At 64.5% G+C, this 25,765-nt stretch carries 27 protein-coding genes and 1 pseudogene; 14 read left to right on the forward strand and 14 right to left on the reverse strand.

The features are described 5' to 3' along the window. The first annotated feature begins 309 nt into the window (after window positions 1–309). Complete coding sequence (locus ABID26_RS06610) at window positions 310–897, forward strand: transglutaminase-like cysteine peptidase (protein WP_292302700.1); 588 nt, start codon at window positions 310–312, stop codon at window positions 895–897. 33 nt (window positions 898–930) lie between these two features. On the opposite strand, the gene ABID26_RS06615 is transcribed toward ABID26_RS06610, so the two are convergent. Genes ABID26_RS06615 through flhA form a run of 3 tightly spaced genes read right to left on the reverse strand, consistent with a single transcriptional unit; the run spans window position 931 to window position 4,155 of the window. Next, complete coding sequence (locus tag ABID26_RS06615) at window positions 931–1,314, reverse strand: hypothetical protein (protein WP_292302701.1); 384 nt, start codon at window positions 1,312–1,314, stop codon at window positions 931–933. Between the two features lie 4 nt (window positions 1,315–1,318). Beyond that, on the reverse strand, window positions 1,319–2,071 hold the full coding sequence (gene fliR / locus ABID26_RS06620) for a flagellar biosynthetic protein FliR (RefSeq protein ID WP_292302702.1): 753 nt from the start codon (window positions 2,069–2,071) through the stop codon (window positions 1,319–1,321). Next, on the reverse strand, window positions 2,068–4,155 hold the full coding sequence (flhA, locus tag ABID26_RS06625) for a flagellar biosynthesis protein FlhA (protein WP_126098078.1): 2,088 nt from the start codon (window positions 4,153–4,155) through the stop codon (window positions 2,068–2,070). Before flhA ends, fliR begins: the two co-directional genes overlap by 4 nt. Before the next feature lie 160 nt (window positions 4,156–4,315). Between flhA and ABID26_RS06630 the strand changes: the two genes are divergently transcribed. After that, window positions 4,316–4,615 carry a putative quinol monooxygenase gene (locus ABID26_RS06630; RefSeq protein ID WP_126098079.1) on the forward strand — a complete coding sequence of 100 codons (300 nt, stop codon included), beginning with the start codon at window positions 4,316–4,318 and terminating at the stop codon, window positions 4,613–4,615. Window positions 4,616–4,672: 57 nt separating this feature from the next. On the opposite strand, the gene ABID26_RS06635 is transcribed toward ABID26_RS06630, so the two are convergent. After that, window positions 4,673–5,149 carry a MarR family winged helix-turn-helix transcriptional regulator gene (locus tag ABID26_RS06635; protein WP_126098080.1) on the reverse strand — a complete coding sequence of 159 codons (477 nt, stop codon included), beginning with the start codon at window positions 5,147–5,149 and terminating at the stop codon, window positions 4,673–4,675. 62 nt (window positions 5,150–5,211) lie between these two features. On the opposite strand from ABID26_RS06635, the gene ABID26_RS06640 reads away from it, so the two are divergent. From ABID26_RS06640 to ABID26_RS06685, 10 genes are all read left to right on the forward strand, one after another. Next, a complete protein-coding gene (locus ABID26_RS06640; protein WP_126098081.1) occupies window positions 5,212–5,940 on the forward strand; it encodes an NAD-dependent epimerase/dehydratase family protein in 729 nt (242 codons plus the stop codon). Window positions 5,941–5,996: 56 nt separating this feature from the next. Further along, window positions 5,997–6,461 carry a cupin domain-containing protein gene (locus tag ABID26_RS06645; protein WP_210211915.1) on the forward strand — a complete coding sequence of 155 codons (465 nt, stop codon included), beginning with the start codon at window positions 5,997–5,999 and terminating at the stop codon, window positions 6,459–6,461. Window positions 6,462–6,626: 165 nt separating this feature from the next. Further along, window positions 6,627–8,408, forward strand: coding sequence for a chloride channel protein (locus tag ABID26_RS06650; protein ID WP_126098082.1), 1,782 nt, complete (start codon window positions 6,627–6,629; stop codon window positions 8,406–8,408). 165 nt (window positions 8,409–8,573) lie between these two features. Then, the gene (locus tag ABID26_RS06655; RefSeq protein WP_126098083.1) at window positions 8,574–9,242 is read left to right on the forward strand and encodes a helix-turn-helix domain-containing protein; all 669 of its coding nucleotides are present in this window, start codon (window positions 8,574–8,576) and stop codon (window positions 9,240–9,242) included. A 39-nt stretch (window positions 9,243–9,281) separates the two neighbouring features. Next, window positions 9,282–10,358 (forward strand): extracellular solute-binding protein, encoded by a 1,077-nt coding sequence (locus ABID26_RS06660; protein WP_354414601.1) that lies wholly within the window; start codon window positions 9,282–9,284, stop codon window positions 10,356–10,358. A gap of 22 nt (window positions 10,359–10,380) precedes the next feature. Next, on the forward strand, window positions 10,381–11,250 hold the full coding sequence (locus ABID26_RS06665; protein WP_126098085.1) for an ABC transporter permease: 870 nt from the start codon (window positions 10,381–10,383) through the stop codon (window positions 11,248–11,250). Then, window positions 11,250–12,047, forward strand: coding sequence for an ABC transporter permease (locus tag ABID26_RS06670; RefSeq protein WP_126098086.1), 798 nt, complete (start codon window positions 11,250–11,252; stop codon window positions 12,045–12,047). Before ABID26_RS06665 ends, ABID26_RS06670 begins: the two co-directional genes overlap by 1 nt. Then, window positions 12,044–13,159 (forward strand): ABC transporter ATP-binding protein, encoded by a 1,116-nt coding sequence (locus ABID26_RS06675; protein ID WP_126098087.1) that lies wholly within the window; start codon window positions 12,044–12,046, stop codon window positions 13,157–13,159. Before ABID26_RS06670 ends, ABID26_RS06675 begins: the two co-directional genes overlap by 4 nt. 26 nt (window positions 13,160–13,185) lie before the next feature. Then, complete coding sequence (locus ABID26_RS06680; RefSeq protein ID WP_126098088.1) at window positions 13,186–14,571, forward strand: NAD(P)/FAD-dependent oxidoreductase; 1,386 nt, start codon at window positions 13,186–13,188, stop codon at window positions 14,569–14,571. A 95-nt stretch (window positions 14,572–14,666) separates the two neighbouring features. Next, window positions 14,667–15,038 carry a cupin domain-containing protein gene (locus ABID26_RS06685; protein ID WP_126098089.1) on the forward strand — a complete coding sequence of 124 codons (372 nt, stop codon included), beginning with the start codon at window positions 14,667–14,669 and terminating at the stop codon, window positions 15,036–15,038. A 12-nt stretch (window positions 15,039–15,050) separates the two neighbouring features. Here ABID26_RS06685 and ABID26_RS06690 read toward each other — a convergent pair whose 3' ends face one another. Both ABID26_RS06690 and asnB read right to left on the reverse strand, forming a co-directional pair. After that, window positions 15,051–16,694: an MFS transporter gene (locus ABID26_RS06690; protein WP_126098090.1), complete on the reverse strand. Its 1,644-nt coding sequence runs from the start codon at window positions 16,692–16,694 to the stop codon at window positions 15,051–15,053. 169 nt (window positions 16,695–16,863) lie between these two features. Then, on the reverse strand, window positions 16,864–18,729 hold the full coding sequence (gene asnB, locus ABID26_RS06695; protein ID WP_126098091.1) for an asparagine synthase (glutamine-hydrolyzing): 1,866 nt from the start codon (window positions 18,727–18,729) through the stop codon (window positions 16,864–16,866). A 174-nt stretch (window positions 18,730–18,903) separates the two neighbouring features. On the opposite strand from asnB, the pseudogene ABID26_RS06700 reads away from it, so the two are divergent. Both ABID26_RS06700 and ABID26_RS06705 read left to right on the forward strand, forming a co-directional pair. Continuing rightward, window positions 18,904–19,071, forward strand: a pseudogene (locus ABID26_RS06700) (IS1 family transposase); the annotation flags it as partial. Continuing rightward, on the forward strand, window positions 19,068–19,385 hold the full coding sequence (locus tag ABID26_RS06705; protein WP_126098092.1) for a hypothetical protein: 318 nt from the start codon (window positions 19,068–19,070) through the stop codon (window positions 19,383–19,385). The pseudogene ABID26_RS06700 and the gene ABID26_RS06705, both read left to right, overlap by 4 nt. Window positions 19,386–19,433: 48 nt before the next feature. Here ABID26_RS06705 and fliQ read toward each other — a convergent pair whose 3' ends face one another. The 8 genes from fliQ to ABID26_RS06745 form a co-directional block, all read right to left on the reverse strand. Next, window positions 19,434–19,700 carry a flagellar biosynthesis protein FliQ gene (gene fliQ, locus ABID26_RS06710; RefSeq protein WP_027165133.1) on the reverse strand — a complete coding sequence of 89 codons (267 nt, stop codon included), beginning with the start codon at window positions 19,698–19,700 and terminating at the stop codon, window positions 19,434–19,436. A 128-nt stretch (window positions 19,701–19,828) separates the two neighbouring features. Further along, window positions 19,829–20,236, reverse strand: a complete 408-nt coding sequence (flgD, locus tag ABID26_RS06715; RefSeq protein WP_126098093.1) for a flagellar hook assembly protein FlgD — start codon at window positions 20,234–20,236, stop codon at window positions 19,829–19,831. Between the two features lie 2 nt (window positions 20,237–20,238). After that, window positions 20,239–20,676 carry a flagellar biosynthesis repressor FlbT gene (gene flbT, locus ABID26_RS06720; RefSeq protein ID WP_126098094.1) on the reverse strand — a complete coding sequence of 146 codons (438 nt, stop codon included), beginning with the start codon at window positions 20,674–20,676 and terminating at the stop codon, window positions 20,239–20,241. Continuing rightward, window positions 20,673–21,020 (reverse strand): flagellar biosynthesis regulator FlaF, encoded by a 348-nt coding sequence (gene flaF / locus ABID26_RS06725; protein WP_126098095.1) that lies wholly within the window; start codon window positions 21,018–21,020, stop codon window positions 20,673–20,675. Before flaF ends, flbT begins: the two co-directional genes overlap by 4 nt. A gap of 32 nt (window positions 21,021–21,052) precedes the next feature. Continuing rightward, window positions 21,053–22,102 (reverse strand): flagellar hook-associated family protein, encoded by a 1,050-nt coding sequence (locus ABID26_RS06730; protein ID WP_354414615.1) that lies wholly within the window; start codon window positions 22,100–22,102, stop codon window positions 21,053–21,055. 3 nt (window positions 22,103–22,105) lie between these two features. Then, entirely contained in the window at window positions 22,106–23,560 is a 1,455-nt protein-coding gene (flgK, locus tag ABID26_RS06735; RefSeq protein ID WP_354414618.1) for a flagellar hook-associated protein FlgK, read from the reverse strand. A gap of 32 nt (window positions 23,561–23,592) precedes the next feature. Next, window positions 23,593–24,849, reverse strand: coding sequence for a flagellar hook protein FlgE (locus tag ABID26_RS06740; protein ID WP_354414620.1), 1,257 nt, complete (start codon window positions 24,847–24,849; stop codon window positions 23,593–23,595). A 91-nt stretch (window positions 24,850–24,940) separates the two neighbouring features. Then, on the reverse strand, window positions 24,941–25,609 hold the full coding sequence (locus ABID26_RS06745; RefSeq protein WP_126092181.1) for a response regulator transcription factor: 669 nt from the start codon (window positions 25,607–25,609) through the stop codon (window positions 24,941–24,943). Between the last annotated feature and the right edge of the window lie 156 nt (window positions 25,610–25,765).

The raw sequence follows: 25,765 nt of genomic DNA on the forward strand, positions 1-25,765 counted from the left end.
ATCGCAGTCCGACCTTGTCGTCAATGACCCCAGATCCCCTGGCAGTAGCCCGCTGCGTGGATATCGAAGGCGGAATTCCCACCCGCGGCCGAGCCACTACGAGCCGTGCCGATGCTATTCGTGGCCGCGCGGCTCCTTATCAGGAGCACTCAAGCCCTTTCCGCCGCTTCGGCATAGCTCAAATCTTATTTTAGAGCGTATTAATATTTTAACGGCGTTGCCTCGCCCAGGCTCGAATTGTGCCCTTTAGAAACCGCTCATTAACCCGCCCCGCTCACCCTAGAAAGCCAAATATCGGAGACGCAGATCGTGAAACGCGATGTCGCGCTGATCGCATTTCTGTTGTCGGTTGCCTGCCCATTTGCCGCCCAGGCCGGAACGACCATGGAAACCAGAGGCAAGGGGTTCGCACCGCCGGCCTTCTATTCGTTCTGCAGCCGCCAACCCGGCCTGTGCAGCACGGCCGGCGGAACAAAGGTCGTCACCTTGCGGTCTGGGCTCAGCGCGCAATTGAAGCAGGTGAACCGTTCGGTCAATTCACGCATTACCGAGCTCAGCGATCGAGCCGTTGTCGGCAAGGATGACGACTGGCGCGTGCCAACGGTGTCCGGCGACTGCGAAGATATTGCGATCCTGAAGAAACTCGAGCTGATGAAGCGCGGATGGCCGGCCTCGGCGCTACTGTTGACCGTGGCAAGCTATCACGGCGAGGGGCACACCGTATTGACGGTGCGCACCAATGAGGGCGACCTGGTGCTCGACAACCTCACCAACTCGGTCCGTGACTGGTCCAGCACGCCTTACAGCTATTTCGCCCGGCAGGCGCAGGGGAATGGCAGACGCTGGGAACGGATCGGGGCCGCCAAGCCGGTTGGCACGACGGCGACCGGCACCTGACGCCGCCCGGTTCGCCTCGCGGCGGATCCACTGCTACTCATGTCCCCGCTTCTGGGCAATGAGGTCCAGCCGCTCGCGGTCGGAGCGCTCGCGCTCGTCGCGCCGGCGGAGGTCCTTATAGGCGCGCTCGACCATATTGGTGCGTGCCGTCGCGGTGGCGATCAGCGCCGCCTCCTGCCGGGCGCTCTCAAGGTTCTGTTTCTGCCGGGCGAGCGCGTTGGCGATGCGGCGATGGTAAAGCTCCGGGAACAGGCCGGCCATCGAGCCACCGGCATCGAAATGCCCGACGAGTTCCCTCGCTTCCGATTCGGCCGCCACGGCCGCGGAGAGGAAGCCGGCATGACGGGTTTCGTGCAGCGCCTTCAATTGCTCCTGCACCTTGACCAGTTTCTTCAGCCGATCCTTGCGTGAGGTCATTGCGCTACCTCGCCAGCGTGAGATCGACGAAGCCGTCGACGAACAGCGACAGCAAGGTGCCGATGGCAAAGTAGAAGATGATCAGCCCGCCGGCGATGACGAAGGGCAGCGAGATGAAGTAGACCGGGATCTGCGGCGTCAGCTTGTTGACGAAGCCGATCGTCAGGTTGACCAGTATGGCGTAGGCGACGAAGGGACTGCCGAGCCGGATCACTAGAAAGAAGGCATCCGATACCGTGTCGGTGACGTCGACAAGGGCTGCCTGCGGATTGAAGAACACATTGACCGGAGCAACCGTGTAGGAGGCGACCAGCGCCCTGACGATCTCGTGGTCGAAGTCGAAGACGAAAAGCAGGAGCAGCGCCGAGAACGAGATGATTGCCGCAAGCGCCGCCTGAGGCTCCGGTTCCTCGATCGCCGGGCCGCCTGAGCCGCCATAGCCGATCATCATGGCGACGGCTGAACCCATGAAGCGCAGCGCTTCCATATAGAGCCTGGTCATGGCGCCGATCAGACCGCCGATCAGAAGCTCAGAGACGATCATCGGCGCAAGGATCTGCGGGCGCGGATCGACATAAGGGTAGATGCGGTCCCACAGGAAGGCCAGCAGGCCGCCGGTGGCGGCTACCGACACGAACAGGCGAACCTGCATCGGCACGCGGGTGCTCGACAGGCCGGGCATCAGCATGAAGCAGGCGCCGATGCGGCAGAAGGCGAGGAAGGCGGCGATGACGACGCCTTGCGAGAGCGCGTTCACGAGATCGTCCCAAGCACCTTGATCTCGACGCCCTTGGCGATCTCGACATGGGAGAGAACGGGGAGCGTCGTGAACAACCGCTCGATGATCATGCGCACATAGGGGCGCGCGTCGGGCGCGGTGACCAGCACGAAGCGCTCGCCGGCCTCGAGGTGCTTGCGGATCGCCTTGGTCGCGTCCTGGCCGAATTCCTCGAGCTGGCGCGGATCGATGTCGAACTCGCGCACCTCGCCCTTGGCGTCGCGCTTGAGGCTCTGGTGGAAGGCAAGGTCCCAGCGGTTGCCGAGGCGCAGCACCTTGAGCATGCCGCCCTCGGAAAGGTCGCCGCAGATCTGCTGCGCCATGCGGATGCGGACATGCTCGACGATCTGCTCGGTGCGGCGCACATGCGGCGCGATCTCGGCGATGGCCTCGATGATCAAATGCAGGTTGCGGATCGAGACGCGCTCGGCAAGCAGAAGCTTCAGCACCGCCTGCAGGCCGGGATAGGAGATGTGCGAGGTGCAGATCTCGTCGGCGAGCTTGCGGTATTCGGGATCCAGCCGCTCGAGCAGCGCCTTCATGTCCTTGTAGGAAAGAAGCTGCGGCAGGTTGTTGCGGATGACCTCGGAGAGGTGGGTGAGCAGCACCGACATGTTGTCGGCAAAAGTGTAGTTCTCGCGCTTCAAATCCTCGGCGAAGGTTTCCAGCACCGAATAGGCGCGCATGCCGAAGGCCGGCTCGCGGATCTCCTCGCCGGGGATGTCAGGCACGCCGCGCGTGCCGAGCAGCACCATGACCTCGCCGACGCGCATCTGGTATTCGGCGACGACGGTGCCGTGGACCTTGATCTGGTAGCTCTTCGGCGGAATGGCGAAGTCGTCGGCGACGCGCACCTCCGGCACCACGAAGCCGTATTGCTGGGCGAATTTCTTGCGCATCTTCGACATGCGGAACACCAGCTCCTGATGCGCGACCAGCAGCCGGGTCGAAAGCTGCTTGCCGATCAGAAGCTCGATCTCGGCGGTGGCCAAAGATGCCTTGACCGAATTCTTCTCCTCTTCGGCTTTGTTCGCCTTCTCCTGGTTCTTCAACGCCTCCGCGGCAGCCAACTCGCGATTTTGGCGCAGCGGGATGACGTAACCGAGGCCGGCCATGGCGCCGGCGAGCGCGAAGAACGGGAACAGCGGCAGGCCGGGCATCAGGCCGAGGATGACGAGCAGCGAGCCGGCGACATAGAGCGCGCGCGGATGTGCGCCGAGCTGGCCGAAAACCGCCTGGTTGGCCGAGCCGCGGGTGCCGCCCTTGGAGACCAGCATGCCGGCGGCGAGCGAGACGATGAGGGCCGGGATCTGGGTGACCAGGCCATCGCCGACCGACAGCTTGATGAAGACGTCGGCGGCCTGGCCGAGGCCCATGCCATGGCGCAGATAGCCGATGGCGATGCCGCCGACGATGTTGATGGCGGTGATGATGAGGCCGGCGATCGCATCGCCGCGCACGAATTTCGAGGCGCCGTCCATGGAGCCGAAGAAGGAGGATTCTTCCTCCAGCTCACGGCGGCGGAGCTGCGCCGTCTTCTCGTCGATCATACCGGCGGACAGGTCGGCGTCGATCGACATCTGCTTGCCGGGGATGGCGTCGAGGGTGAAGCGCGCTCCGACCTCGGCGATGCGGGTGGCGCCCTTGGTGATGACGATGAAGTTCACCACGATCAGGATCATGAAGACGATGAGGCCGATGACGAAGTCGCTCGACATCACCAGCTTCGAGAAGCCCGAGATGACATAGCCCGCGGCATGGGTGCCCTCGTTGCCGTGCGACAGGATCATGCGCGTGGTGGCGATGTTGAGCGAGAGCCGCAGCATGGTGGCGATCAGCAGCACGGTCGGGAAGGACGAGAAATCGAGCGGCCGCTGGATCCACAGCGCCACCATCAGGATCAGCACCGAGAGCGCGATCGAGAAGGCAAGGCCGATGTCGATGAGGAAGGCGGGGATCGGCAGGAACAGCACCGCCAGGATGACGACGATGCCGAGCGCGAAGAAGACGTCGCGGCCGTTCTTGGCCACCACGCCGGACGGGATTGTTTCGCTGATCGCCATGTCGTCCTCGAATCCAGATTTGCCCGGCGCAAAGGGCAGGCCCCCGACCGTAGCCGGCCAAGCTTGCGCGAAGGTGGGAGAGGGGCTACTGCCGAGTCCGGATGACGGCGCGACGCCGGAGGGCAGCAAAAGGTTGCCGGGATATCGCGAGGACAAGAGCATGCTGCTGATCATCGGCACTATACGCGTGCCGCCTGACAGGCTGGCCGACACCAGGCCGGCCATGGAGCGGATGATCTCGGCCAGCCGCGCCGAACCCGGCTGCCTCGAATATTCCTATGCGCAGGATGTGCTCGATCCCGGCTTGATCCATGTTTCCGAAATCTGGAGTGACCGTGCCGCGCTCGACGCGCACTTCAAGTCGGCGCATATCGCCGAATGGCGCGCGAGCTGGTCGGAACTCGGCATCGGGGATCGGAAGCTCACTCTCTACGAAGCGGGCGAGGGCACTGCGACATAGAGCTTGTTCTTACGCAATTCCGGACGGAAAACCGCTCACACTTTTCCTGGAATTGCTCTAACCGGTCGCGTCCGCCGTGGCGACGCCGACCAGCCAGCGGCGGACGGCGCGTTCCTCGGTCGCGGACAGTCCTGCAGTCAGCTCGCGTTCAAGCTTCTGCACCCGTTCCCGGCATTTCTTCAGCAAGGCGCGACCGCTGTCGCTGAGATCGAGGTGCTGGATGCGCCCGTGCACCGCATGCGGCTTGCGGACGAGAGAGCCTGCCCTTTCCAGATTGGCGACGATCACGCTCACCGTCTGCGGGGTGAGCACCGCAAGCCGGGCGAGGTCGGCGTTGGATATGCCGGGATAGGCCGACAGCATGGTCAGGGTCGCGAATTGCGGCTGCGTCACGCCGAATTCGCCCAGCGCGCGCTCGACTCGCAGCCTGTAGGCACCGGCCGCCTGGCGCAGCAAATAGCCGATATAGCCTTGCTCGCCGCGCTTGCCTTCGCCGGGCGCGGGAATTGCAGGGGAGGTTTTCCGCTTGCGCACGATGTCAGGGCTCTTATATGTTGTTCGAACACTGATATTATCGTAAAATGGAGCAGGAGACGATGGGCTATCGAATCTTTCTTGCCGGTGGTTCCGGCGCGATCGGTCGCCGCCTGATCCCACAACTGGTCGATGCCGGCCATCAGGTGGCAGCGACGACGCGCCAGCCTGCAAAGGCTGAAGGGCTCCGCGCGCTCGGCGCCGAGCCGGTGGTTGTCGACGTGTTCGATGCCGGTGGCTTGCGCACCGCGGTCGCGGCGGCAAAGCCCGAGATCGTCATCCATCAGCTCACCGACCTGCCGCCCGGACTCGACCCGGCCAGGATGGGCGAAGCGATCATCGGAAACGCCCGCATTCGCGATAAGGGTACCCGCAATCTGGTCGAGGCCGCGAAGTCGGCCGGCGCCAGGCGCCTGATCGCGCAAAGCATCGCCTGGGTCTATGCGCCTGGACCCGAGCCGCATGCCGAATCCGATCCGCTCGACAGCGGCGCAGAGGGCAGCCGCGGCATCAGCGTCGGTGGGGTGATCGCTCTCGAACGGCAAGTTCTCGAAGCCTCGCCCATGACAGGCATCGTGCTGCGCTATGGACGCCTCTATGGACCGGGCACCGGCACGGAGACCGCCGCCGATCCGGCGCTGCATGTCGATGCCGCGGCTTACGCCGCGCTGCTCGCCGTCGAGCGAGGATCACAGGGCGCGTTCAACGTCGCGGAGCCTAACGGTCATGTCACGACCGACAAAGCTGTCAGCGAGCTCGGTTGGCGCTCCGGCTTCCGTATGACGGTGTGAAACAGACGGAGGAATTTGCTGCTATCATCGAAGTCGCTTCGGCACGAAATCTTACCTTGCTCGGCGTCGCAGCGATTGGCTCGGCGCTGCTTGGCGCGGTGGTCGTGCAGGGCAACCGGGCAAACTCTGTCGCCGGTGGACCGGCGCATGTGCATATGGTGGGGGCGGGCGAAGGTGCGGCTGCGCGCCCCACCACCACGGTCAAGCCGCTGTCCTGTGAAAAACTGCCGAATGTTCCGGGGCATTCGATCACCACGGCGCTCGTCGAGTTTCCGCCGAATGCCCATACGCCGAGACATCGCCATCCCGGCGCGGTCACGGCCTTCGTGCTCAACGGCATGCTGCGCTCGCAGCTCGAGGGCGGACCCGTCGGCACGTTCGGCAAGGGACAGACCTGGTTCGAGCTGCCGGGCACGATCCATCTCTTCGCGGAGAATGCGAGCGCAACCGAGCCGGCCGAGCTGCTGGCGATCTTCGTCTCGGAAGACGGTTGCGGACCGCTGACCATCTTTGATCGATGAGCTTTCCGGCCTTCGCGCTGGCAGACAAACGACCTAACCATCGCTAATCGATGCAGCGCCAAAATGGCGCCACAAGCTGTCGGCATTGCGGTTGTCACGCAATGCCGCCGGGCGTATCAGGCACGGCAGCTTTCCATCCCTTCGCATATCCGGCGAGCCGCTCCGTTGCCTGCCAGAAACGATCCGCAAGTCTACGCCCGCCGGCTTCGCGCCGTGCTGATCAGTTCGATACCCGTGCTCGAAGCGCGGGGCATCGTCATCGTGCTGATGGCGGGCCTCGTCGGGATGATCGCGGGCGCGCTGGTCACCGGCATGAGCGAGTTGGTGCAAGGCCTGCACTTTCTGCTCTTCGACGTGCAGCCGGGCGGGCGGCTCTCGGCGATGTTTTCGCTGGCAAGTCCGGTGCAGGCGATGTTTCCGGCGATCGGCGGCCTTGTGCTCGGCCTTTCGGTCATCTGGCTGCGCAAGCGAAAATTCCGCACGCCTGTCGACCCGATCGAGGCCAATGCGCTTTATGGCGGGCGGATGTCGCTGACCGATACTTTCATCATCGTCGGCCAGACCATGATCTCCAGCGGCTTCGGCGCTTCGGTCGGCTTGGAAGCCGGCTATACGCAGATCGGCTCCGGCATCGCCTCGCGGCTGGCGCGCGCCTTCCGGCTGCGCCGCAACGACGTCCGCATCCTTGTCGGCTGCGGCGCCGCGGGCGCCATCGCGGCCGCCTTCGATGCGCCGCTGACCGGCGCCTTCTACGGCTTCGAGCTGGTCATCGGCATCTACTCGGTGGCCAATGTCGCGCCGGTCATGACGGCGGCGATTTCTGCCTCGCTGACCGCGGAGATGTTCGGCGGCGTGCCGTTTCCGCTGGAGCTTTCCGGCCTGCCGACGCTGACCGCCAGCCAGTACGTGCCGTTCCTGCTGCTGGGGCTGCTTGGCGGCGCCGCCTCGATCGCCATCATGAACCTGGTCAGTCTGATCGAGCGCGGTTTCGCGCGGCTGTCGATCGATGCTTCGGTCCGGCCGTTTATCGGCGGCATCCTCGTCGGGCTGCTCGGGCTGGTCACGCCGCAGGTTCTGTCGAGCGGCCATGGCGCGCTGCACCGAGAGTTCGCGATGAATTACGGGCTTGCCGTGGTGGCGAGCGTCTTCGTGATGAAGCTGGCGGCTTCGGCGATCTCGCTCGGGTCCGGCTTCCGCGGCGGCCTGTTCTTTGCCTCGCTGTTTCTGGGAGCACTTCTCGGCAAGGTCTTTGCCGGCGTCATGGCGATGGCCGCGCCGACGACGGGCATCGATCCGGCGGTCGCCGCCGTCGTCGGCATGACCTCGCTGGCCGTCGGCGTTGTCGGCGGTCCGCTGACCATGACTTTCCTGGCGCTGGAATCGACCCGCGATCTGACGCTCACCGGCGTGGTGCTGGCGGCTTCGATCATGTCGGCGATCCTTGTGCGCGAGACCTTCGGCTACTCCTTCTCGACCTGGCGCTTCCATCTGCGCGGCGAGACGATCCGCAGCGCCCACGACGTCGGCTGGATGCGCAGCCTCAATGTCGGCTCGATGATGCGCAAGGACGTCCGCACCATCGATGCCTCGACGACGCTTGCCGAGTTCCGCAAGGAAATCCCGCTCGGCTCCGCGCAGCGCGTCATTGCCGTCGAGCAGGGGCAGCATTACGTCGGCGTGTTGCTGGTTGCCGAACTGCACAGCGATCTCTCCGATGGCGAGACCCCGGTGCAGGCGCTTGCCCAGTTCAAGGATGCGGTGCTGGTGCCGTCGATGAATGTGCAATCCGCCGCAGAGACCTTCCAGCGCGCCGGCGCTGAAGAGCTGGCCGTCGTTGAAGATTTCGACGATCGCATCGTCCGCGGCCTGCTCACAGAAAGCCATCTGATGCGGCGCTACGCCGAGGAGCTCGACAAGGCGCGGCGGGATCTTTCGGGTGAGGGGTAGCGAGACCTCCCGCGCGTAGCTTGTCGATCCGCCACCGCGCTTTTCTCCTGCGGATACACCCCCAAGCTTGCAGCCTGGCCCAAATACCGGCGCGGGCCTGGCGCCACGCGCGGCTTGCCAACTGTACAGTGGTACTGTACAAAGTGTTAAGTGGAGGAGAACGGGATGCCCAAGGCTTCGAATAACAGCCAGGCTCCGGCGGCAAATAGTGCCAGCTCGGCTGCGACGCTTGCCCATCAGGTGCTGGGCGCGCGTCTCAAGAGCCTTCGCCTCGCCCGCCGGCTGTCATTGCGCGATCTTGCGGAGGCGACCGGGACGAGCGCCAGCTTCATCAGCCAGCTCGAACGCGGCCTGACCGGCGCAAGCACTGCCTCGCTCAACCAGATGGCCTCGGCGCTCGGCGTCAGCGTGGCAATGCTGTTCGAGGAAAGCACGGCCAAAAATCATCACGGCGCCCTTCGGCGCAGCGAGCGGCCAAGCCTTCCGCCCAGCGACGGCTGCCGCAAGATGCTGCTCTCGCGCCCGCCCCTGAGCGACATGGAAGTCTATGTCGGCGAGTTCGACATCGGCGGCTCGACCGGCTCCGCGCTTTACACGCATGGCGACGCCCACGAGATGCTCGTCGTCCTTCGCGGCATCGTCGAGGTCTCCCTCGGCGACGCACGCCATGTCCTCGAAGAGGGCGACAGCATCGAATACGCGACATCGACACCGCATCGCAGCGAGAACATCGGCAGCGGCCGGGCCGAGGTGATGTGGATCATCGCGCCGCCGACCTCGGCGCGCGCCGAGCTCGATCAATACAAGGCCTGGAAACCGCTCGCGGCCAGGTAGTCCGATTTAAACGCGGGCCTCAATGGGAGAGTTACAGTTATGTTGAAGTCGAAACTTGTGAGCCTTGGCGCCGCGCTGGCGCTCGGCGTTCTGACAACCGCCGCCTTCGCGCAGGACAAGCCTGTCGCGGGCGAGGTGAAGGAGGGCTCGCTGAAGGGCAAGACCCTGACGCTGGTCTCCTATGGCGGCATCTACCAGGACGGCCAGGCGGCGGCGCTGAAGGAATTCGTCGACAAGTCCGGCGTCAAGCTGCTCAATGACGGCCCGACCGAGATCGCCAAGCTGCAGGCCCAGGTCGAATCCGGCAATGTCACCTGGGACGTCGTCGATACCGCCGACCTGCCGCCCTACGTCTATTGCGGCAAGCTGTTCCAGAAGCTCGACCTTTCGAAGCTCGATATCTCGAAGATTCCCGAAGGCCAGGTCGGCGAGTGCTCGGTGCCGGCGATGAACTACGGCGTCGTGCTGATGTACAACAAGGAGAAGTACAAGGATAACCCGCCCAAGAGCTGGGCCGACTTCTTCGACACCGAAAAATTTCCGGGCGTGCGCGGACTCGACGGCTCGGGCGACCCGACCGGCGGCCTGCTCGAACAGGCCCTCAAAGCGGCGGGCGGCGACCCGAAGGCGATGGCGGCCGGCGATATCGACAAGGCCATCGACGTGATCCGCAAGCTCGGCCCCGACACGATCTACTGGAAGACGGGCGCGGAATCGCAGCAGCTTGCCGAATCCGGCGAAGCCGACATGCTGATGATGTGGACCGGCCGCGCCATGACGGCGGTCAAGAACGGCGCCAAATACGCCCCCGCCTGGCAGGACTGGCTGGTGGTGATGGACCAGATGACCATCCCCGTCGGCGTCAAGGATGCCGATGCCGCCTACGCGCTGCTCAACGCTTATCTCGGCAAGCAGTCGCAGGAGATCCTGGCGCAGCAGACTTCCTACACGCCGATCAACAACGACGCGCAGCCCAAGGTCGACGCATCCGTCGCCGCCTTCCTGACCAACACGCCCGAGCGTCAGAAGCAGGGCTACAAGCAGAACATCAAGTTCTGGGTCGAGAACTTCCCGCTGGCGCAGGAGAAGTGGTCCGCGCTGATGGCCGGCAACTGACCGGCTGACGGAGGCAAGGCCCGTGAGCGCGCTCGAACCGACGACGCCTGCTGCCGAGAAACGGGCAGGGTGGGCATGGCGGCCGTACGCGCTCACCCTGCCGGCGCTGGTCTTGCTCGCCGGGGTGATCGGCTATCCGCTGATCACCATCGTGCTGCGAAGCCTGTCGGAGCCGGAATGGGGCGTGCAGAACTACGCCTGGTTCTTCGGCGCGCCCGTCAACCTCGCGGTGCTGCAACGCACCTTCTCCATCTCGGCATGGGTGACGCTGGTCTGCATCGTCTGCGCTTATCCTTACGCCTATCTGATGACCGCGGTCGGACCGCGCGTCCGGCTCGTCCTGGTGCTCTGCGTTTTGATCCCGTTCTGGGTGAGCGGCGTGGTGCGCACCCTGTCCTGGGTGATCCTGCTTCAGGATTCAGGCGTCATCAATTCGCTGCTCCGGTCGGCCGGCTTCACCGGCATCCGGTTGATCCGCACCCAGACCGGCGTGGTGATCGGCATGGCGCAGGTGCTTTTGCCTTTCATGATCCTGCCGCTCTATTCGGTGATGAAGGGAATCGACCTCAGGCTGGTGCAGGCGGCGCGAAGCCTTGGCGCCCGGCCGTCACGCGCTTTCTTCACGGTCTATCTGCCGCTGTCGCTGCCGGGCGTCTATGCCGGCGCGATCATCGTCTTCATCCTGGCGCTGGGTTTCTACATCACGCCGGCGCTGCTCGGCGGGCCGCGCTCGACGATGCTCTCGACACTGGTGCAGACCCAAGTGCTCAGCCTGCTCCAATGGGGACGCGGCGGCGCGATGGGCGTGGTGCTGCTGGTCACGACCTTCCTGCTGCTCGCGCTGGCAGCGCCGGTGATGCGGTCGCGGCACCGGGAAGCGGGGCGGCGCTGATGGAAATGAAGCCGCTCACCCGCGTTATCCTCGGCCTCGTCTGCCTGCTGGTGGCGATATGGCTGGTGGCGCCGACGCTCGTCGTCGTGCCGATGTCGTTCAATGCCAACAAATCGCTCGCCTTTCCGCCGCACGGCTTTTCCTGGCAGTGGTACCACAATTTCGTCACCAATCCGGAATGGTCGACCAGCTTCCTCAACTCGCTGAAGGTCGCCTCGATCGTGGCGGTGCTGGCGACGGTGCTCGGCACGCTCGCCGCCTTCGGCCTCGACCGCATGAAGGCGCGGCCGGCTAACCTTTTGCGGATGCTGATGCTGACGCCGATGGTGGTGCCGGGCGTGGTTCTGGCCATCGGCATCTACGCCGTCTATCTCGACGCCCAGCTCGTCGGCACGCTGCCGGGGTTCGTGCTCGCCCACACCATCCTGGCGCTGCCCTTCGTGCTGATCGCGGTCTCGGCCAATCTCGAAGTGTTCGACAAGCGCCTGGAGACGGCGGCGGCCAGCCTCGGCGCCGGCGCGCTCACCACCTTCCGGACCGTCACGCTGCCGCTGATCCTGCCCGGCATCCTCTCCGGCCTGCTCTTCGCCTTCGCGACGTCCTTCGACGAGATCATCGTCTCGCTCTTCATCACCAATCCTTATCTCAAGACGCTGCCGGTGCAGATCTTCTCCTCGATCACGCGCGACGCCGACCCGACGGTCGCCGCCGTCGGCACTATCCTTTTGTGCGCCACCACGATCCTGATCGGCGGCGGCATGCTTCTTCTTGGCCGCGAGCGGAAGGGACGCTTATGAACCCAAGACCGGACAATCGCGGCGCGGCGATCGACCTCGAATCCGTCACCAAGGCCTATGGCACGTTCAAGGCGCTGGACGGCGTGTCGCTCAGGATCGAGCCCGGGGAGTTCATGACGCTGCTGGGGCCAAGCGGCTCGGGCAAGACGACGACGCTCAATGTGGTCGCCGGCTTCACGGACGTGACCAGCGGCAAGCTGCTGGTCGGGGGAAAAAGCGTCGTCGGCGTGCCGGCGCACAAGCGCAACATCGGCGTCGTCTTCCAGCATTACGCGCTGTTCCCGCATATGACGGTTGGCCGCAACGTCGCCTATCCGCTGACGCTTCGCGGCATTGACCAAGGGAAGCGGAAGGCGCGCATGGCCGAGGCGCTCGACATGGTCAAGATGGGCGACTTCGCGCATCGTTATCCGAGCGAATTGTCGGGCGGCCAGCAGCAGCGCGTGGCGCTGGCGCGGGCCATCGTCTTCGATCCGCCGCTGCTCTTGATGGACGAGCCGCTCGGCGCGCTCGACAAGAAGCTGCGCGAATGGCTGCAGCTCGAGATCAAGCGCATCCACCGTGAGCTCGGCACCACCTTCGTCTATGTCACGCACGACCAGGAAGAGGCGCTTGTCTTGTCTGATCGCATCGCCGTGTTCAACCGCGGGCGGATCGAGCAGGTCGGCACTGGCCGCCAACTCTATGACGAGCCGGCGACGCTGTTCGTCGGCCGCTTTATCGGCGACTCCACCGTGCTGCGCGGCGAGGCAAAAAGCGACGGCACCGGCACAGCGCTGAGCATCGCCGGCGAGACGGTCACAGCGCCGCGCCGGCTTGCGGGCGAGGCCAATCCCGTCATGCTGTTGCGGCCTGAAAAACTCACCATCCGCCGGCCCGGGCATGCGACAGCTGCCGGCGCCAACCGATTGTCGGGAACGATCGCCGAAGCGATCTATCTGGGCTCGGGCTCGAAATACGAGGTGAAGCTCGCCGATGGTTCGACCGCAATCGTGCGCTCGCCGCTGACCGGCGAGAGTTTCGGCCTCGGCGAAAAGGTGGAGCTCCGCTTCGATGGCGCCGACGCCAAGCTTCTGCCCGACGACAGCACCGCCGACACGACGCTCACCTGATCCTCTCTCACCTTGGAAATCATCCAATGCAAGTCAAGCGCAACGGCGATATCTCCTTCTGGTATGCGGATCTGGGCGCGGTTCCCGCGCAGCGTCCGCCTTTGCCCGGCGACATCGAAGCCGATGTCGCGATCGTCGGCGCCGGCTACACAGGGCTCTGGACCGCCTACTATCTAAAGAAGGCGAAACCCGCGCTTCGGATTGTGCTCCTCGAACGCGAGTTCGCCGGCTTCGGCGCGTCGGGGCGCAATGGCGGCTGGCTGTCGGGCGGCTTCGGCTGGTCTCGCGAAAAATATCTCAAGACCTCGACCCGGCAAGGCGTGACCGGCATGCAGAAGGCGATGGCCGGCTGCGTCGACGAAGTGATCCGGGTGGCAACCGAGGAAGGCATCGACGCCGACATCCGTCGCGTCGACAATCTGACGGTCGCCACCAATCCGGCGCAGCTGGAGCGCGTGCGCGAGGAGAGCGAGACGATCCGCTCCTGGGATGCCGATCCCGAGCGCATCGAGTTGCTCGACGCCACCGCGACGCGCGCGCGCATCAACATCAAAAATGTCATGGGCGGCTTCGTCATTCACGGCCAGGCGCGGGTGCAGCCGGCCAAGCTGGTGCGCGGGCTGGCGGCAGCGGTCGAGCGGCTCGGCGTGCCGATCTACGAAAAGACGACGGTGACGGCGATCGCCAAGGGCAGCGTGACCACCGACCGTGGCACGGTGCGGGCCGAAACCATCATTCGCGCGACGGAAGGGTTCACCGCCGGCATTCCGGGCGAAGAGCGAACCTGGCTGGCGCTCAACAGCGCGCAGATCGTCACCGAGCCTCTGTCGCCGGAGCTTTGGCGCGAGATCGGCTGGGAAGGGCATGAGCTGCTCGGCAATGCGGCGCATGCCTATTGCTACGCCCAGCGCACGCGCGAGGGGCGCATCACCATGGGTGGGCGCGGCGTGCCTTACCGCTACGGCTCGCGCACCGACGTCAACGGCCGGACGCAGCAGGCGACGATCGACCAGCTGCACACGATCCTGACGACGCTGTTGCCGCAGACGGCGGGATGCCGCATCGACCATGCCTGGTGCGGGGTGCTCGGCGTGCCGCGCGACTGGTGCACGACGGTCGGCCTCGATCCCAAGACGCGCATCGGCTGGGCCGGCGGCTATGTCGGGCTGGGCGTTTCGAGCTCCAACCTTTCGGGTCGCACGCTTGCCGATCTGATCCTCGGCAACGAGACGGATCTTACGCGACTGCCCTGGGTCAACCGCAAGGTGCGGCGCTGGGAGCCGGAACCCTTCCGCTGGCTCGGCGTCCATTCGATGTACCAGCTCTACCGCATCGCCGACCAACGCGAGGCGGCAGGGCTTCAGCACACCTCGAAGCTTGCCGCTCTGGCCGACGGCATCACAGGCCATTAGAGCGGTCCATCGTTCGCCGAACCGCTCCAACTATTTGTTTTCACGCAATTCCGGACGGAAAGCCGCTTCACACTTTTCCTGGAATTGCTCTGATCATGGAGACCACCAGCTTGATCGATCTTTCGACTTTCCACGACCTCGCCAAAGCCGATATCGGTGCGTTCTCGCCCAAGCCGACCTCCATTGAAGGCAATCAGGTCGAGGCCGCGCGCTCGTTCTTCCAGTCGCCCGACGGAACCGTCGATATCGGCATCTGGGAATGCACGCCCGGCCGCTTCACCGCCGACCGTTCCGGCTCTTCGGAAATCTGCCACATCATTTCCGGCCGCGCCGAGGTGAGCCGCGCCGACGGCGAGATGCGCGCGCTCGGACCGGGCGACCTTCTCGTGCTGCCGCAAGGGTGGAAGGGCGAATGGCTGATCCGGGAGACGACGCGCAAGCTCTACATGATCCAGAGCGCCGGCTGACCCCGAAAAGCCTTAATGCTCGATCGGCCCCTTGGGTGACACAAGGGCAGTGCCCGCAGACGTCGGGCGCTCGATCAGGCGGCGCACGCGCGGCGGGTTCTCGCCGCTGTGGAGAGCGCGGATGCGCTCGCCGACCACGGCATCGGCATGGGTGGCGCGCCGGTTGTGGCGGATGTACTCGACCCAGGTCGGCGTGTGGTAGTGCTCGATCCAGATGCCGGGGTTCTCGAGATCGCGCGCGAGCGTCCAGTTGCGGGCGCCGTCACGGCGGCGAATGCGGCCGCGCTCGGCCATGGTGGCGAGGAATTCCGGCACGTCCTCCTCGCGGATGATGTATTCGATCATGATGGCGATCGGGCCGCTGCGCGGCTTCAAGTCGAGTCCCAGCATCGGCTCCTTGAACCGGTTGAGCGGATCGAGGTTGAGCGTCTTCTGTTGCGGCAACGGCAGGAACAGGCCGATGGCGCCGCCCGCCAGCATGGCGACGGCAGCCGCCATCAACGCGGTCTCCGCGCCATGGGCGTCGGCGACCACGCCCCAGATCCAGCTGCCCAGCGCAATGCCGCCGAAGGTCGCCGTCTGGTAGATCGACAGCACGCGGCCGACGACCCAGCGTGGCGTCGACATCTGCACCGTCACGTTGAAATGCGAGAGCGCGATCACCCAGCAGGCGCCGCCGACGAGCAGGCCGGCCGATGTCTGCCAGGCATTGTGGCTGACGGCGGCGTTGAAGGCGCAGAGCGCGAAGCCGGCGAAGGCAGCGCGCACCATCGTCTCGCTGGAGAGCAATTGCCTCAGCCGCACGCTGATCAGCGCGCCGCCGACCGCGCCGATGCCGAAGGCGCCGAGCATGATGCCGTAGGTCAATGCGTCGCCCTTGACGACGTCGCGCGCCACCAGCGGCAGCAACGCCAGCACCGCGCCGGCGCTGAAGCCGAAGGCAAAACCCCGGACCAGCACCTTGGCGATGTTGGGTGACATGGCGACATAGCGCAGGCCGGCGCCCATCGCAGCACCCAGCGCCTCGCGCGGCAGCGTCGGCGCGGGCTGTTCGGGCTTCCAGCGGAACAAAACGACGATCAGTCCGATATAGCTGACGGCGTTGGCGGCAAAGGCTGCGGCGGCACCCGCGGCAGCGACGACGATGCCGCCGATCGCCGGGCCGACGCTGCGGGTGATGTTGAAGCCCATCGAGTTCAACGCGACCGCCGCCGGCACCTTGGCGCGCGGCACCATGTCGCCGACCGAGGCCTGCCATGACGGGCTGTTCAGCGCCGTGCCGCTGTCGATCAGGAAGGTGAATGCGAGCAGCGTCCACGGCGTCATCCAGCCGAACCAGGTGAACGCGGTGAGCAGCGCCGAGACGACCAGCATGAAGCTCTGCGCCACCAGCATGACCTTGCGGCGGTTGAAGCTGTCGGCGATGGCGCCGGCAATGAGCGCGAACAGCATGATCGGCAAGGTGGTCGATGCCTGGACCAGCGCCACTTGGTAGGAAGAAGTGGCGATCGTGGTCATCATCCAGGCGGCGCCGACCCCTTGGATCAGGCCGCCGAAATTCGACACAAGGCTCGCCGACCAGACGGCGCGGAAGATGCCGTGCCGGAACGGCGCCAGCGCCGGGACGCGTTCGCTTTCCGGCTCGTCGTCGATCATGGTCGCTGTCCCGCCTTCACCTGCTACTTCCACTCGCCAAGCCGGTCGTCGCGTCCCGGCTGTGCTGGCGACCCGTCAAGAATCGCGGTCCAACAACAGGAAGGCAAAGGCGAAAATGCGTCGGCGAAGCTTTAAGCCAAGCATCTTGCCGGTCTGGACCAATTTTTGATCATTTCGCGTCGCTGAACTCGGCATGCAATGCCTCGGTCAGGTTGCCCATCGTCTCGCTGCCCATATACAGTCTCAGCAACATTTCCATCCCGACAAGCCGCAGCCGGGATGGCTCCTGGCTTTTCGCCAAATCGATGAGGTCGTCCAGCTCGGACGCAGACCATTTCATGGCGTCGCGCAGGAAGCCGCCGCGCAGCAGCCCCTGGGTGCCGGCCGAAAAGGCGCCGGACATCTCGAAGCCGTTCTTTGCCGCATAAATATTTTCGCGCAGCAGATGGCGCTCGGCGACCTTCTTCAGCAGCCATTTGCTCGTCCGGTTGCGGTATTTGTGCCGCCTCGGCAGATGCATGGCGAAATCGATCAGCCGGTTTTCGAGGAATGGCACTCTGAGCTCGACCGAAGCGGCCATGCTGAGGCGGTCATGCCGGTGCAGCAGGTCCTGCAGATGCGAATAGAGATCGTAGAAGCAGCTTGCCAGGAAAGCGCGGTCGCTGTCCGGGCTGACGCCGTCGAGCCGGTCGAACAGCTTCGTCTGCAGAAAGTTCAGCTCGGGCGACAAGGCCCTCAACACGATATTGCGGTCCCAGGGCGAGCCGCGGCCGATCGAATTGCGGAACGGCGCCCGGCGAAGTTGGACGAATTTCCGTTCGCGCGCCGACTTGGAGCGGAACAGGTGCCGAAGCCACGGCGGACGCCACAATCGCATGGTCGATGCTTGCCATTTGTAGCCGCCGAACAGCTCGTCGGAACCCTCGCCGGTAAGCAGCACCTTGACGCCGTCGGCGCGGCATTGATCCGCGAGCGCCAGCAGGCCGGCAATACTGGCATGCCAGCCATCGCTCTCGAGATGCCAGACCGCGCGTGGCCAGAGCTCGAAGAACCGGTTCCGGTCGACCGGCACGCGGCGCAGGTCGACGCCGACATGGCGGCCGGTCCGCTCGGCGCTTTCCGCCTCGCTGCGGCCGAGCTTTGGATCGACCACATAGCCATGCATCTGCGGCCTGTAGCGCTTGGCGAGCGCGGTGATCAGACCGGAATCGACACCGCCGCTGCAGGCGGTGGCCAGGCTGGCATCGGCGATGCAGTGCAGCTCGACGCTTTCTTCGAGCAGCGCCTGAAGGGCGGCCAACTGCCCGGCGTCGGACGTCCTGTCGTTGACGATGCGCGATGTCTCCAGGACGTCGAGCACATGCCAGAAACGCCGCTTCTCGATGCCGCCATCGCTGATCTTCCAGAGGCCGGCGGGAGGCAGGCGCTCGACGCCTTCGAAGATGCTGTAGCTGGAATCGCGGCTCTGCCAGGCAAGGCGCAAGGTGATCTCGCGCGCGTCGACCCGGCGCGGAAAGTCCTGGCAGGCGAGGATCGCCTTGTCCTCGGAGGCGAACAGCAGCCGCTCGCCTGTGTCGGACACGGATATCGGCTTGATGCCAAGCCTGTCGCGGGCAAGCCACAACGCGCCGTCGCGTTGATCGAAATAAGCGAAGGCGAACATGCCGTCGAACAGCGGCACAGCCTTTTCCGCGCCCCAATGATGCAGAGCCAGGAGCACCACCTCGGTGTCGGAGACCGTGCGGAACTCAAGGCCTTCGGCTTCCAGCGACTTGCGCAGCGAGCGGTAATTGTAGACCTCGCCATTGTAGCAAAGGACGCCCTGGCCATCGGTTGTCAGCATCGGTTCTCGCGCGGCGGGCGACGGGTCGATGATGGCAAGCCGGCGGTGACCGAGCGCCAGCCTGGCGCTGTTCCAGCTGTCGTGATCGTCCGGACCGCGATGCGCCAGCGCCTGCATCATGCGGGCGATGTCGGAAAGATCGCCGGCGCCGATCGGATCGCGCTTTCGCCAGACGCCGGCTATCCCGCACATGACCCGCCGGCTGCTTTTGCCTGATCCATGGCTTCTCGAAGTCTGTCCGAAATGAAGGCGTCGCCGACGCCGCGCGACTCCCAATCTAATCGCAACGGGGCCGGCCGCAAGCGAACTCACTCCGAGGTAGTGGATCAGTTTGAAATTTCATCTCGATCACAATAAGCGGTTTCGTACTACAACTTCGTCCGCATCCATAAGACCCTACGCATCACGCCAGCTATGGCTGCTGGCATTGCTGACAAGCTTTGGGAAATCAGCGATATTGTTGCGCTGATTGAGGCTAAAGAGGCAGAGAAACCTCTGGTTCGCGGTCTGTGCAGAAAACGGAGGGAGAATTGAAGTACGAATGGGCGGACAATCCCCACTTGGTTCTTCCAATTACAGCCTGTTTCGTTGTGTTGGTGCCGAGTTTCGCAACCGTGTTTATCGCACTTCTGAGCATAGTTGTGCGGACCAATTTCTTCGGCCCGATAGACGAGCAAAACCTCCCTTGGAGCGAACGCCTTGGGCGACGTAACGCAAGACTATATGCTGACTTCTGGTCATCCCGGTTCCGGACGGCGCGCCGGGTCATGGCATATGGTGTTATCGGCTATCTTTGCGCATTCGGCGTGGCGCTTCTTATTGTAACCGCGTTTGGCCATCCGTCCTGAAATTCAAACTGACCAACTACCCACTCCGAGCCCCGCGACAGCGAGGCTTCAGAAGCCGTGTTCGATGCGTTCGAAGATAACGTTGGTGAAGGCCGAGATCTGGCTGCCGATGAACGGCCCGGTCAGCGCCACCACCAGCATGATGGCGACGATCTTGGGCACGAAGGTGAGCGTGATTTCCTGAATCTGGGTCAGCGCCTGGATGAGCGCGATGCCGATGCCGACCGCCATGGCCACAAGCACGACCGGCGCTGAGGCGGTAAGCACAGTCCACACCGCGTATTGGACGATATCGAGGGCGTCGGCCTCGTTCATGGGCAGACCCCTTGCGAAATATCGGCTAAAGCAGGTCGCGTGAAAAAGGATTCACGCGACCTGCTTTAGGCTTTTTGATTTTAAGCATGTCTTCGTCCCGAAACCGGACCCACTTTCGGGAGACCTGCTTAGGCGGCCGGCTTGATCGATACGCCCGCGCCGACGGGGACTTCGGTGCCGTCCTGAAGCACCGCTATCAGGCCGCTGCTGGCGAGTTTCACCGAAGCCACGGTCCCCGTGGTCTTGCCGTCGGCGGAGGTGATCGAGCGGCCGATCAGCGCGTCCGCCTGCGATAGCGCCGAGGACTGCATGATCTGGTCGAGCTTGCTGTTGGTCTGGACCGACTGCTCGACCTGCGAGAAGGTCGCGAGCTGCGCGACATACTGCGTCGAGTCCATCGGCTTGGTCGGATCCTGGTTCTTCATTTCGGCGATCAAAAGCTTCAGGAACGACTGATAGTCGACGGCGGTCTTCGAGGTCTGCTGGCTTGCCTGGTTGGCGCCAACCGGGATCGTCGTTGTCATGTCCACGGCCATCTTTATGCTCCTACAGCCAGCGCGCGTGGCGCTTCGGAAATGTCTTCATTGCTGTTGAGCGCCTGGCGCTCGAGCGGATACAGCGCGCGGATCGCCTTCAGCGCCTCGTAAATATGATCCTCGCCGACCATGCGGTCGATCTGCTTCAGCCCGCTGCAGATGTCCTGGTTGTCGAAGCTGGCGATCAGCATCGGCAGCGAGCGGCGGAACATGTCGCGGGCCTCGGAGGCGCCCGACGGGTTCATCAGCATGATCTGCACGATGAAGTAGAGTTGTCTCAGCGGCGTCGAGGCCTGGTCGGCCTGGATGACATGGCTTTCGAGCAGGAACTGGACGTCGTTCATCAGCTCGATCGAGACCTTGCGGTCGACGCGGATGACGGCGCCGTTGATGTAGATCTTCTCGTTCGGCTTCAGCGAGATCTTCAGCGTGTTGGTCATTGAATGCCGTCCCGGATGATCTGGGAGACCTCGATCAATCCTTCGAAATTGTTGGCGCGGCCCTGCCGGATGTCCTCCGTCTCGCGCAGCAGCCACAGGCCGATCGAGATCAGGTTGGCGCGCAGTTCCTTGGGCAGCGCATTGTCGCTGGAGCCGAGATCCTCGACGAAGGTGGTCCAGATGCGGTTGGTGAAGTGCAGCGCCTCGACCGCTTCCATCGTGTCCGGCCCGACGGCGGCCGCCGCGGACAACATGTCGATCGAGCGGGTGAGCAGCTGCCGCTCCCGGTCCTTGGCGTCGGCGACGGAGTCGGTCTGGATGTCGGCGTAGGAGAATTGATACATCGTCGGAGCTCTGGCGTTCCGGTGAAAAGTGTTCAGGTGAGATAGTTCAGCAGGCTGAGCTGCTGCAGGCGCGCGGTCAAGGCGAAGGACGTTTCGATATGCTGCGTCAGGTCGGCCACGCGGGTGGCGGCCTCCGTTGGGTCGACGCCCTCGAGATCGATGATGTGCTTCTCGAACAGATCAACCTGGGTCTTCATGCGGTCGCTGGCGTCGGACACACGCTTCTGGGCGAGGCCGGCTTCGGATCGTGCCTGGACGATGCCGCCGATGGCTTCGCCGACCAGCTTCTGCGCGCGGCTGACGATCGTATTCTGGCCTTGTTGGCTGATGTTGCCGGTGAAGAGGGTGCTGACCATGGCGGCTGCCATGGCGAGCTTGCGGATGCCCTGCTCGTTGGCGCTGACCGAGGTCTGCGTGGTCTCGCTCAACGAAATGCGGCTGGTGATCTGGTCGTCGGTGGCGCTCGACCAGTTGGTCTGCCAGCCGGCGCCCAGGAACTGCGGCTCGACCTTGGTGGTGATGAAGTCGTCCATCTGGGCGGCGGTGATGTTGGCGGCGGCCGGGGCGCTCTGGGCGAAGCCGAAGTAGCTGGTGAAGGCAGCGTCGAAGGCCGCCTTGGCGGGCGAGCCGGCGGCGCTGAAGTCGTCGATCGGCTTGACGTCGGTGTTGGTGCCGGCAAACAGATATTCGCCGTTGACGCTGGTGTTCAGGATACCCGTCATCTGCTGCAGCGCCGTGGCGCCGGCGGTCTGGGTGATTGTGGTTGAGGAATCGCCCGACACGGCGCTGGTCAGCGCCGTCAGAAGGTCCTGCGCGACATCGGAGAGCTGGCCAAGCGAATCCTGCGTCGAAGTCAGGCGCGCCGCGACCAGCGAGTTGGAATCGATGATCCCGTTCAGCCGGTCGAGATCGCGCTGGAAGGTGACGGCCTGGGTCGTGCGCCCGCCAAGCGCCAGGCCGACATCCGCGACCTTGCCGGTCTGGGATTCCGTCGTCGCCTTGACGAGCTCGGCCTGCATGCGCATCTGCTGATAGCGCAGGGCGTTGGAGATGGCGGCCGAGGAGACGGCTGTCGCTTTCATGGCTTATCCCACCGCGCTCAATAGGGCGTCCAGCATGTCGTCGACGGTCTTCATCATGCGCGCTGACGCCTGATAGGTGTGCTCGAGGTCGAGAAGCAGGGACATTTCCTGGTCGACATTGACGCCGGTGTCGTTCGACAACGCTTCGGCGGTGCGCGCGGCCAGCGCCTCCTTGGCGTCGGCGTTGGTCGACGCCTGCTGGCGCACGCCTTCGAACCAGCCGATGGCGCTGGCCGCGTAGTCCGAGACGCCGGAGCTGACCGTGATGCCGGCGGACGTATCGAAGGCCATCGGCTGATCCAGCCTGTTGCCATAGGCGATCAGCAGGTCCGAGTAGGAAGCCCCGCCGCCGGTGTTGGAAATATAGGCCGCGCCGTTGGCGCCGCCGTCGCGCAGGAGCGACGGGCTGCCGCCGGTGCTCGGGTCAAGGGCGGCGTTGACGCTGATCGAGCCGGCGAGGCCGTTGACCAGGGTGCCGGCAGCCGGAATGGCCGGCGCGCCGGACCAAGTGAAAAGGCCCGCTGCGTTGGGCTTAGACGGCGCGGTCTCGGCAAATGCCGTGATCAGGCCGCGCGCGATCTCGTCGAGCTGGCTTTGCATGGTCGCGGCGACGCCGTCGCGCAGCGTCAGCATGCCGGCGAGCTTGCCATCGGCGCCGGCGTTGTCGCCGGCGCCTGCCGAAAGCGGCACGTTGTCGATATAGATCGTGTTGCCGGGAGCGCCGGCGGTGTAGCCGGCCGAGGGCGTGAAAGTTACCGAGCGCGGCACCGTCTCGAACAGCGTCGTGCCGTCCTTGGTGGTGATGACCATATCGTTGTCGCCGCGCGTGAAGGTCGAGACCGGGACATATTCCGCGATCTTCTTCAAAATGGCGTCGCGCTGGTCGAGCGCGTCGGACACATCCGTGCCGGAGCGCGTGCCGGCGATGACGGCCTTGTTGGCGTCCTGGAACTGGCTGAGCAGCGAGTTGAGGTCGTCGACCGCGGTGGCGATCTGGCCATCGGTTTGGGTGCGGAAGTCCTGGATCGCCTTGGTGCCGTCGTTCAGCGATCTCACCACCTGCTTGGCCGCGTCGATGACGCTGGCGCCGAGATTCTGGTTCGACGGCGTGGTGGCGTAGAGCTGCAGCGCCTGCTGCAGATTGGCGATCGCCGTCGATGGAGACGATGCGTTGTCGACCCCGTTGACCGAGAGGTCGAGCTGATCCATGCCGCTGTAAAGCGCGCTCTGGCCGCTCCATGCCGACAGCGCGGAAAGGTTCTGCCGGAACAGAAGGTCATTGGCGGCGCGCTGGATCTCCACCGATCGTGCGCCGGGCGCCGTGCTGGTGACGACGGCGACGCGGCGGGCATAGTCCGGGTTGGAAGCGTCGGCCACATTGCGCGACACGACGCTGGTTTGCTTGGATGTGGCCAGGAGCGCCGACTGGGCGATGCTTAGTGCGGTGGAAAGCGACATGCGGATCTTTCACGGGCTGGCGCCCGATGGGTTTATCTCTTCAGGTTGACGAGGACGTCCATGAGGTCGGAACCGGTCTGGAAGACCTTGGAATTGGCGGTGTAGCTGCGCTGCGCCGCGATCATGTTGGTCAGTTCCTCGGCGATGTCGACGTTGGAATTCTCGAGCGCGCCCGAGACGACCGCGCCAAGTTTTCCTTCGTTGGCGAAGCCGATGCGAACGGCGCCGGAATCGGCGCTCTGCACATAGACGTTGCCCGGCATCGCGGTGAGGTTGTCGGGGCTCTGAACGTCGGCCAGCGGAATCTTGTAGACCGGTTTTGTGGAGCCGTCCTGGTACTGCGCGTAGATCACGCCGTCCTGCCCGATCTGGATCTTCTCGATGGTGCTTGGGGCATTGCCGTTCACGTCGGCGTCGGCAACGGTGTAGCCGGTGCCTAGCTGGGTCAGCTTGGAGAGATCGAGGTTGAGGGTCGAGCCGTTCGGCACCGCGAAGGAGACGCCCGTGGTCGCGCCGGTTAGCTTGCCGGTGGTGGTGTCGAAGGTCAGGTTGGCCGAACCCAATGCGCCGCCGGTGTAGGGGAAGGACGTGCCGGGGGTCGCCTTCGACTGGTCGAAGACCGACACCTGCCAGGTTCCGGCGCCGGTTTTGGTGAAATAGACGTCGAGCAGCACCTTGTTGCCGAGATTGTCATAGGCGACCAGCGAGGACTTCGAGGTGTATTGGGCCGCGGCGGTGTTGGTGGTGGGCAGGCTGCCGGCCGCGACCGGAGTGGCGCCCGATGGCAGATTGCCGGAGAAGGTGCCCTCGGTGCTGGGCGTCGCCGTCATCTCCTGGTCGGATATCTGCACCGGCACCAGGCCCTCAAAACCGTTAGCGGTGGCCGCGGGCACGCCATTGGCATAGCTGTAGGCCATCAGCTGGTAGCCGGCGGCGTTGACCAGCCTGCCCTCGGCGTCCGGAACGAAGGCGCCGGCGCGGGTGAGGTAGGGCGTGCCGCTCGGATCCTGCACGACGAAGAAGCCGTCGCCGTTGACGGCGAGGTCGGACACCGACGTGGTGTACTGCATGACGCCTTGCGAGCTGATGGCGGAGCGGATCGTCGTCGTCACGCCGCCAGAGTTATAGGCGCCTCCGGTGCCGGGCATGATCAGCGTCGAGAATTCGGCGGAGGAGCGCTTGTAGCCGGTGGTGTCGGAGTTGGCGATGTTGTCGGCAACCGTGGACAAGCGGTTGGCCTGCGCGTTCATACCGGAAACGCCGGTCCGCATCATTCCGTAGAGGCTCATCGATACATCTCCGCAGTGCCTGGGTAGAAGGCCACAAAACTAAGCTTCGTGTCTTGCGCGAGGCTGGTGCGGGATGAGCCCTCGGCGGCCATCAAAACACCAGCCGGTAGCCGAGGAACCTCTTGGAATCGATCGGGTCGTGACCGAGCTTCTCGCGCAGTTTCTTGCGCAGCTTCGAGATATGGCTCTCCACCACGTTCTCCTCGACCTCTTCGTCGAAGATGCCGTAGATGGCGTTGAAGACCTGCGTCTTGGTCACGCGCCGGCCGCGATTGCTGGCCAGATACTCCAGGATGCGCCGCTCGCGGCGCGGCAGCGGCAGCGGCTCGCCGTCGATCTCCGGATCGCGGCCGTCCATGAAGATGCGCATCGAGCCGACTTCGGTGTAGGCGGCCTCTTCATGGGCGCGGCGGCGGATGGCGGTGATGCGGGCGAGAATCTCGCGGATGTGCACGGGCTTGCGGACGACGTCGTCGACGCCGCTCTCGAAAAGCCGCAGCGTGTGTTCCAGCGAATGCTGCTCGCTGAGCGCGATCACCGGCGCGCCGGTGCGGTCGCGGATTTGGCGCGGCGAGATGGCGCCGTCGCGGCAGTCGCCGATGAGGAAGGCCCTGACCGATCTCAGATCGGTATCGGCGGCGGAGCTCACCCACTCGCCGAACTCTCCCGGCGCGAAGCCGGCAGTGGCGACGCCTTCGCGATCGAAAAGCGAGCTATAGCCTTCAGTTACGAGCTCGCGCTCATCAACGATCACGATCATCGGACCACCCCTCCGAATCAGCTCATTTGCCCCGTGCGGAAAGGGGTACCCGGCTCGGTGAATCCTGAAAAACCGTCATTTCTTGTAGCTATTTTCTTGGGAGTTTTTTTGGGAGCCGTAATAAAGGCGGTTGTGCAAACGTGTATTGGCGGCACC

It is taken from the genome of Mesorhizobium shonense, from assembly GCF_040545255.1.
Lineage (GTDB): Bacteria > Pseudomonadota > Alphaproteobacteria > Rhizobiales > Rhizobiaceae > Mesorhizobium > Mesorhizobium shonense.

What these genes read in the sequence shown, in the direction of transcription:
- ABID26_RS06730 (WP_354414615.1), bottom strand. Translation starts at nt 22,102, where the DNA reads ATGAAAGCGACAGCCGTCTCCTCGGCCGCCATCTCCAACGCCCTGCGC.
- fliQ (WP_027165133.1), bottom strand. Translation starts at nt 19,700, where the DNA reads ATGAACGAGGCCGACGCCCTCGATATCGTCCAATACGCGGTGTGGACT.
- ABID26_RS06685 (WP_126098089.1), top strand. Translation starts at nt 14,667, where the DNA reads ATGGAGACCACCAGCTTGATCGATCTTTCGACTTTCCACGACCTCGCC.
- ABID26_RS06745 (WP_126092181.1), bottom strand. Translation starts at nt 25,609, where the DNA reads ATGATCGTGATCGTTGATGAGCGCGAGCTCGTAACTGAAGGCTATAGC.
- asnB (WP_126098091.1), bottom strand. Translation starts at nt 18,729, where the DNA reads ATGTGCGGGATAGCCGGCGTCTGGCGAAAGCGCGATCCGATCGGCGCC.
- ABID26_RS06615 (WP_292302701.1), bottom strand. Translation starts at nt 1,314, where the DNA reads ATGACCTCACGCAAGGATCGGCTGAAGAAACTGGTCAAGGTGCAGGAG.
- flgK (WP_354414618.1), bottom strand. Translation starts at nt 23,560, where the DNA reads ATGTCGCTTTCCACCGCACTAAGCATCGCCCAGTCGGCGCTCCTGGCC.
- flbT (WP_126098094.1), bottom strand. Translation starts at nt 20,676, where the DNA reads ATGACCAACACGCTGAAGATCTCGCTGAAGCCGAACGAGAAGATCTAC.
- ABID26_RS06675 (WP_126098087.1), top strand. Translation starts at nt 12,044, where the DNA reads ATGAACCCAAGACCGGACAATCGCGGCGCGGCGATCGACCTCGAATCC.
- ABID26_RS06670 (WP_126098086.1), top strand. Translation starts at nt 11,250, where the DNA reads ATGGAAATGAAGCCGCTCACCCGCGTTATCCTCGGCCTCGTCTGCCTG.
- ABID26_RS06680 (WP_126098088.1), top strand. Translation starts at nt 13,186, where the DNA reads ATGCAAGTCAAGCGCAACGGCGATATCTCCTTCTGGTATGCGGATCTG.
- flhA (WP_126098078.1), bottom strand. Translation starts at nt 4,155, where the DNA reads ATGGCGATCAGCGAAACAATCCCGTCCGGCGTGGTGGCCAAGAACGGC.
- ABID26_RS06630 (WP_126098079.1), top strand. Translation starts at nt 4,316, where the DNA reads ATGCTGCTGATCATCGGCACTATACGCGTGCCGCCTGACAGGCTGGCC.
- ABID26_RS06690 (WP_126098090.1), bottom strand. Translation starts at nt 16,694, where the DNA reads ATGATCGACGACGAGCCGGAAAGCGAACGCGTCCCGGCGCTGGCGCCG.
- ABID26_RS06740 (WP_354414620.1), bottom strand. Translation starts at nt 24,849, where the DNA reads ATGAGCCTCTACGGAATGATGCGGACCGGCGTTTCCGGTATGAACGCG.
- flgD (WP_126098093.1), bottom strand. Translation starts at nt 20,236, where the DNA reads ATGGCCGTGGACATGACAACGACGATCCCGGTTGGCGCCAACCAGGCA.
- ABID26_RS06640 (WP_126098081.1), top strand. Translation starts at nt 5,212, where the DNA reads ATGGGCTATCGAATCTTTCTTGCCGGTGGTTCCGGCGCGATCGGTCGC.
- ABID26_RS06660 (WP_354414601.1), top strand. Translation starts at nt 9,282, where the DNA reads ATGTTGAAGTCGAAACTTGTGAGCCTTGGCGCCGCGCTGGCGCTCGGC.
- ABID26_RS06655 (WP_126098083.1), top strand. Translation starts at nt 8,574, where the DNA reads ATGCCCAAGGCTTCGAATAACAGCCAGGCTCCGGCGGCAAATAGTGCC.
- flaF (WP_126098095.1), bottom strand. Translation starts at nt 21,020, where the DNA reads ATGTATCAATTCTCCTACGCCGACATCCAGACCGACTCCGTCGCCGAC.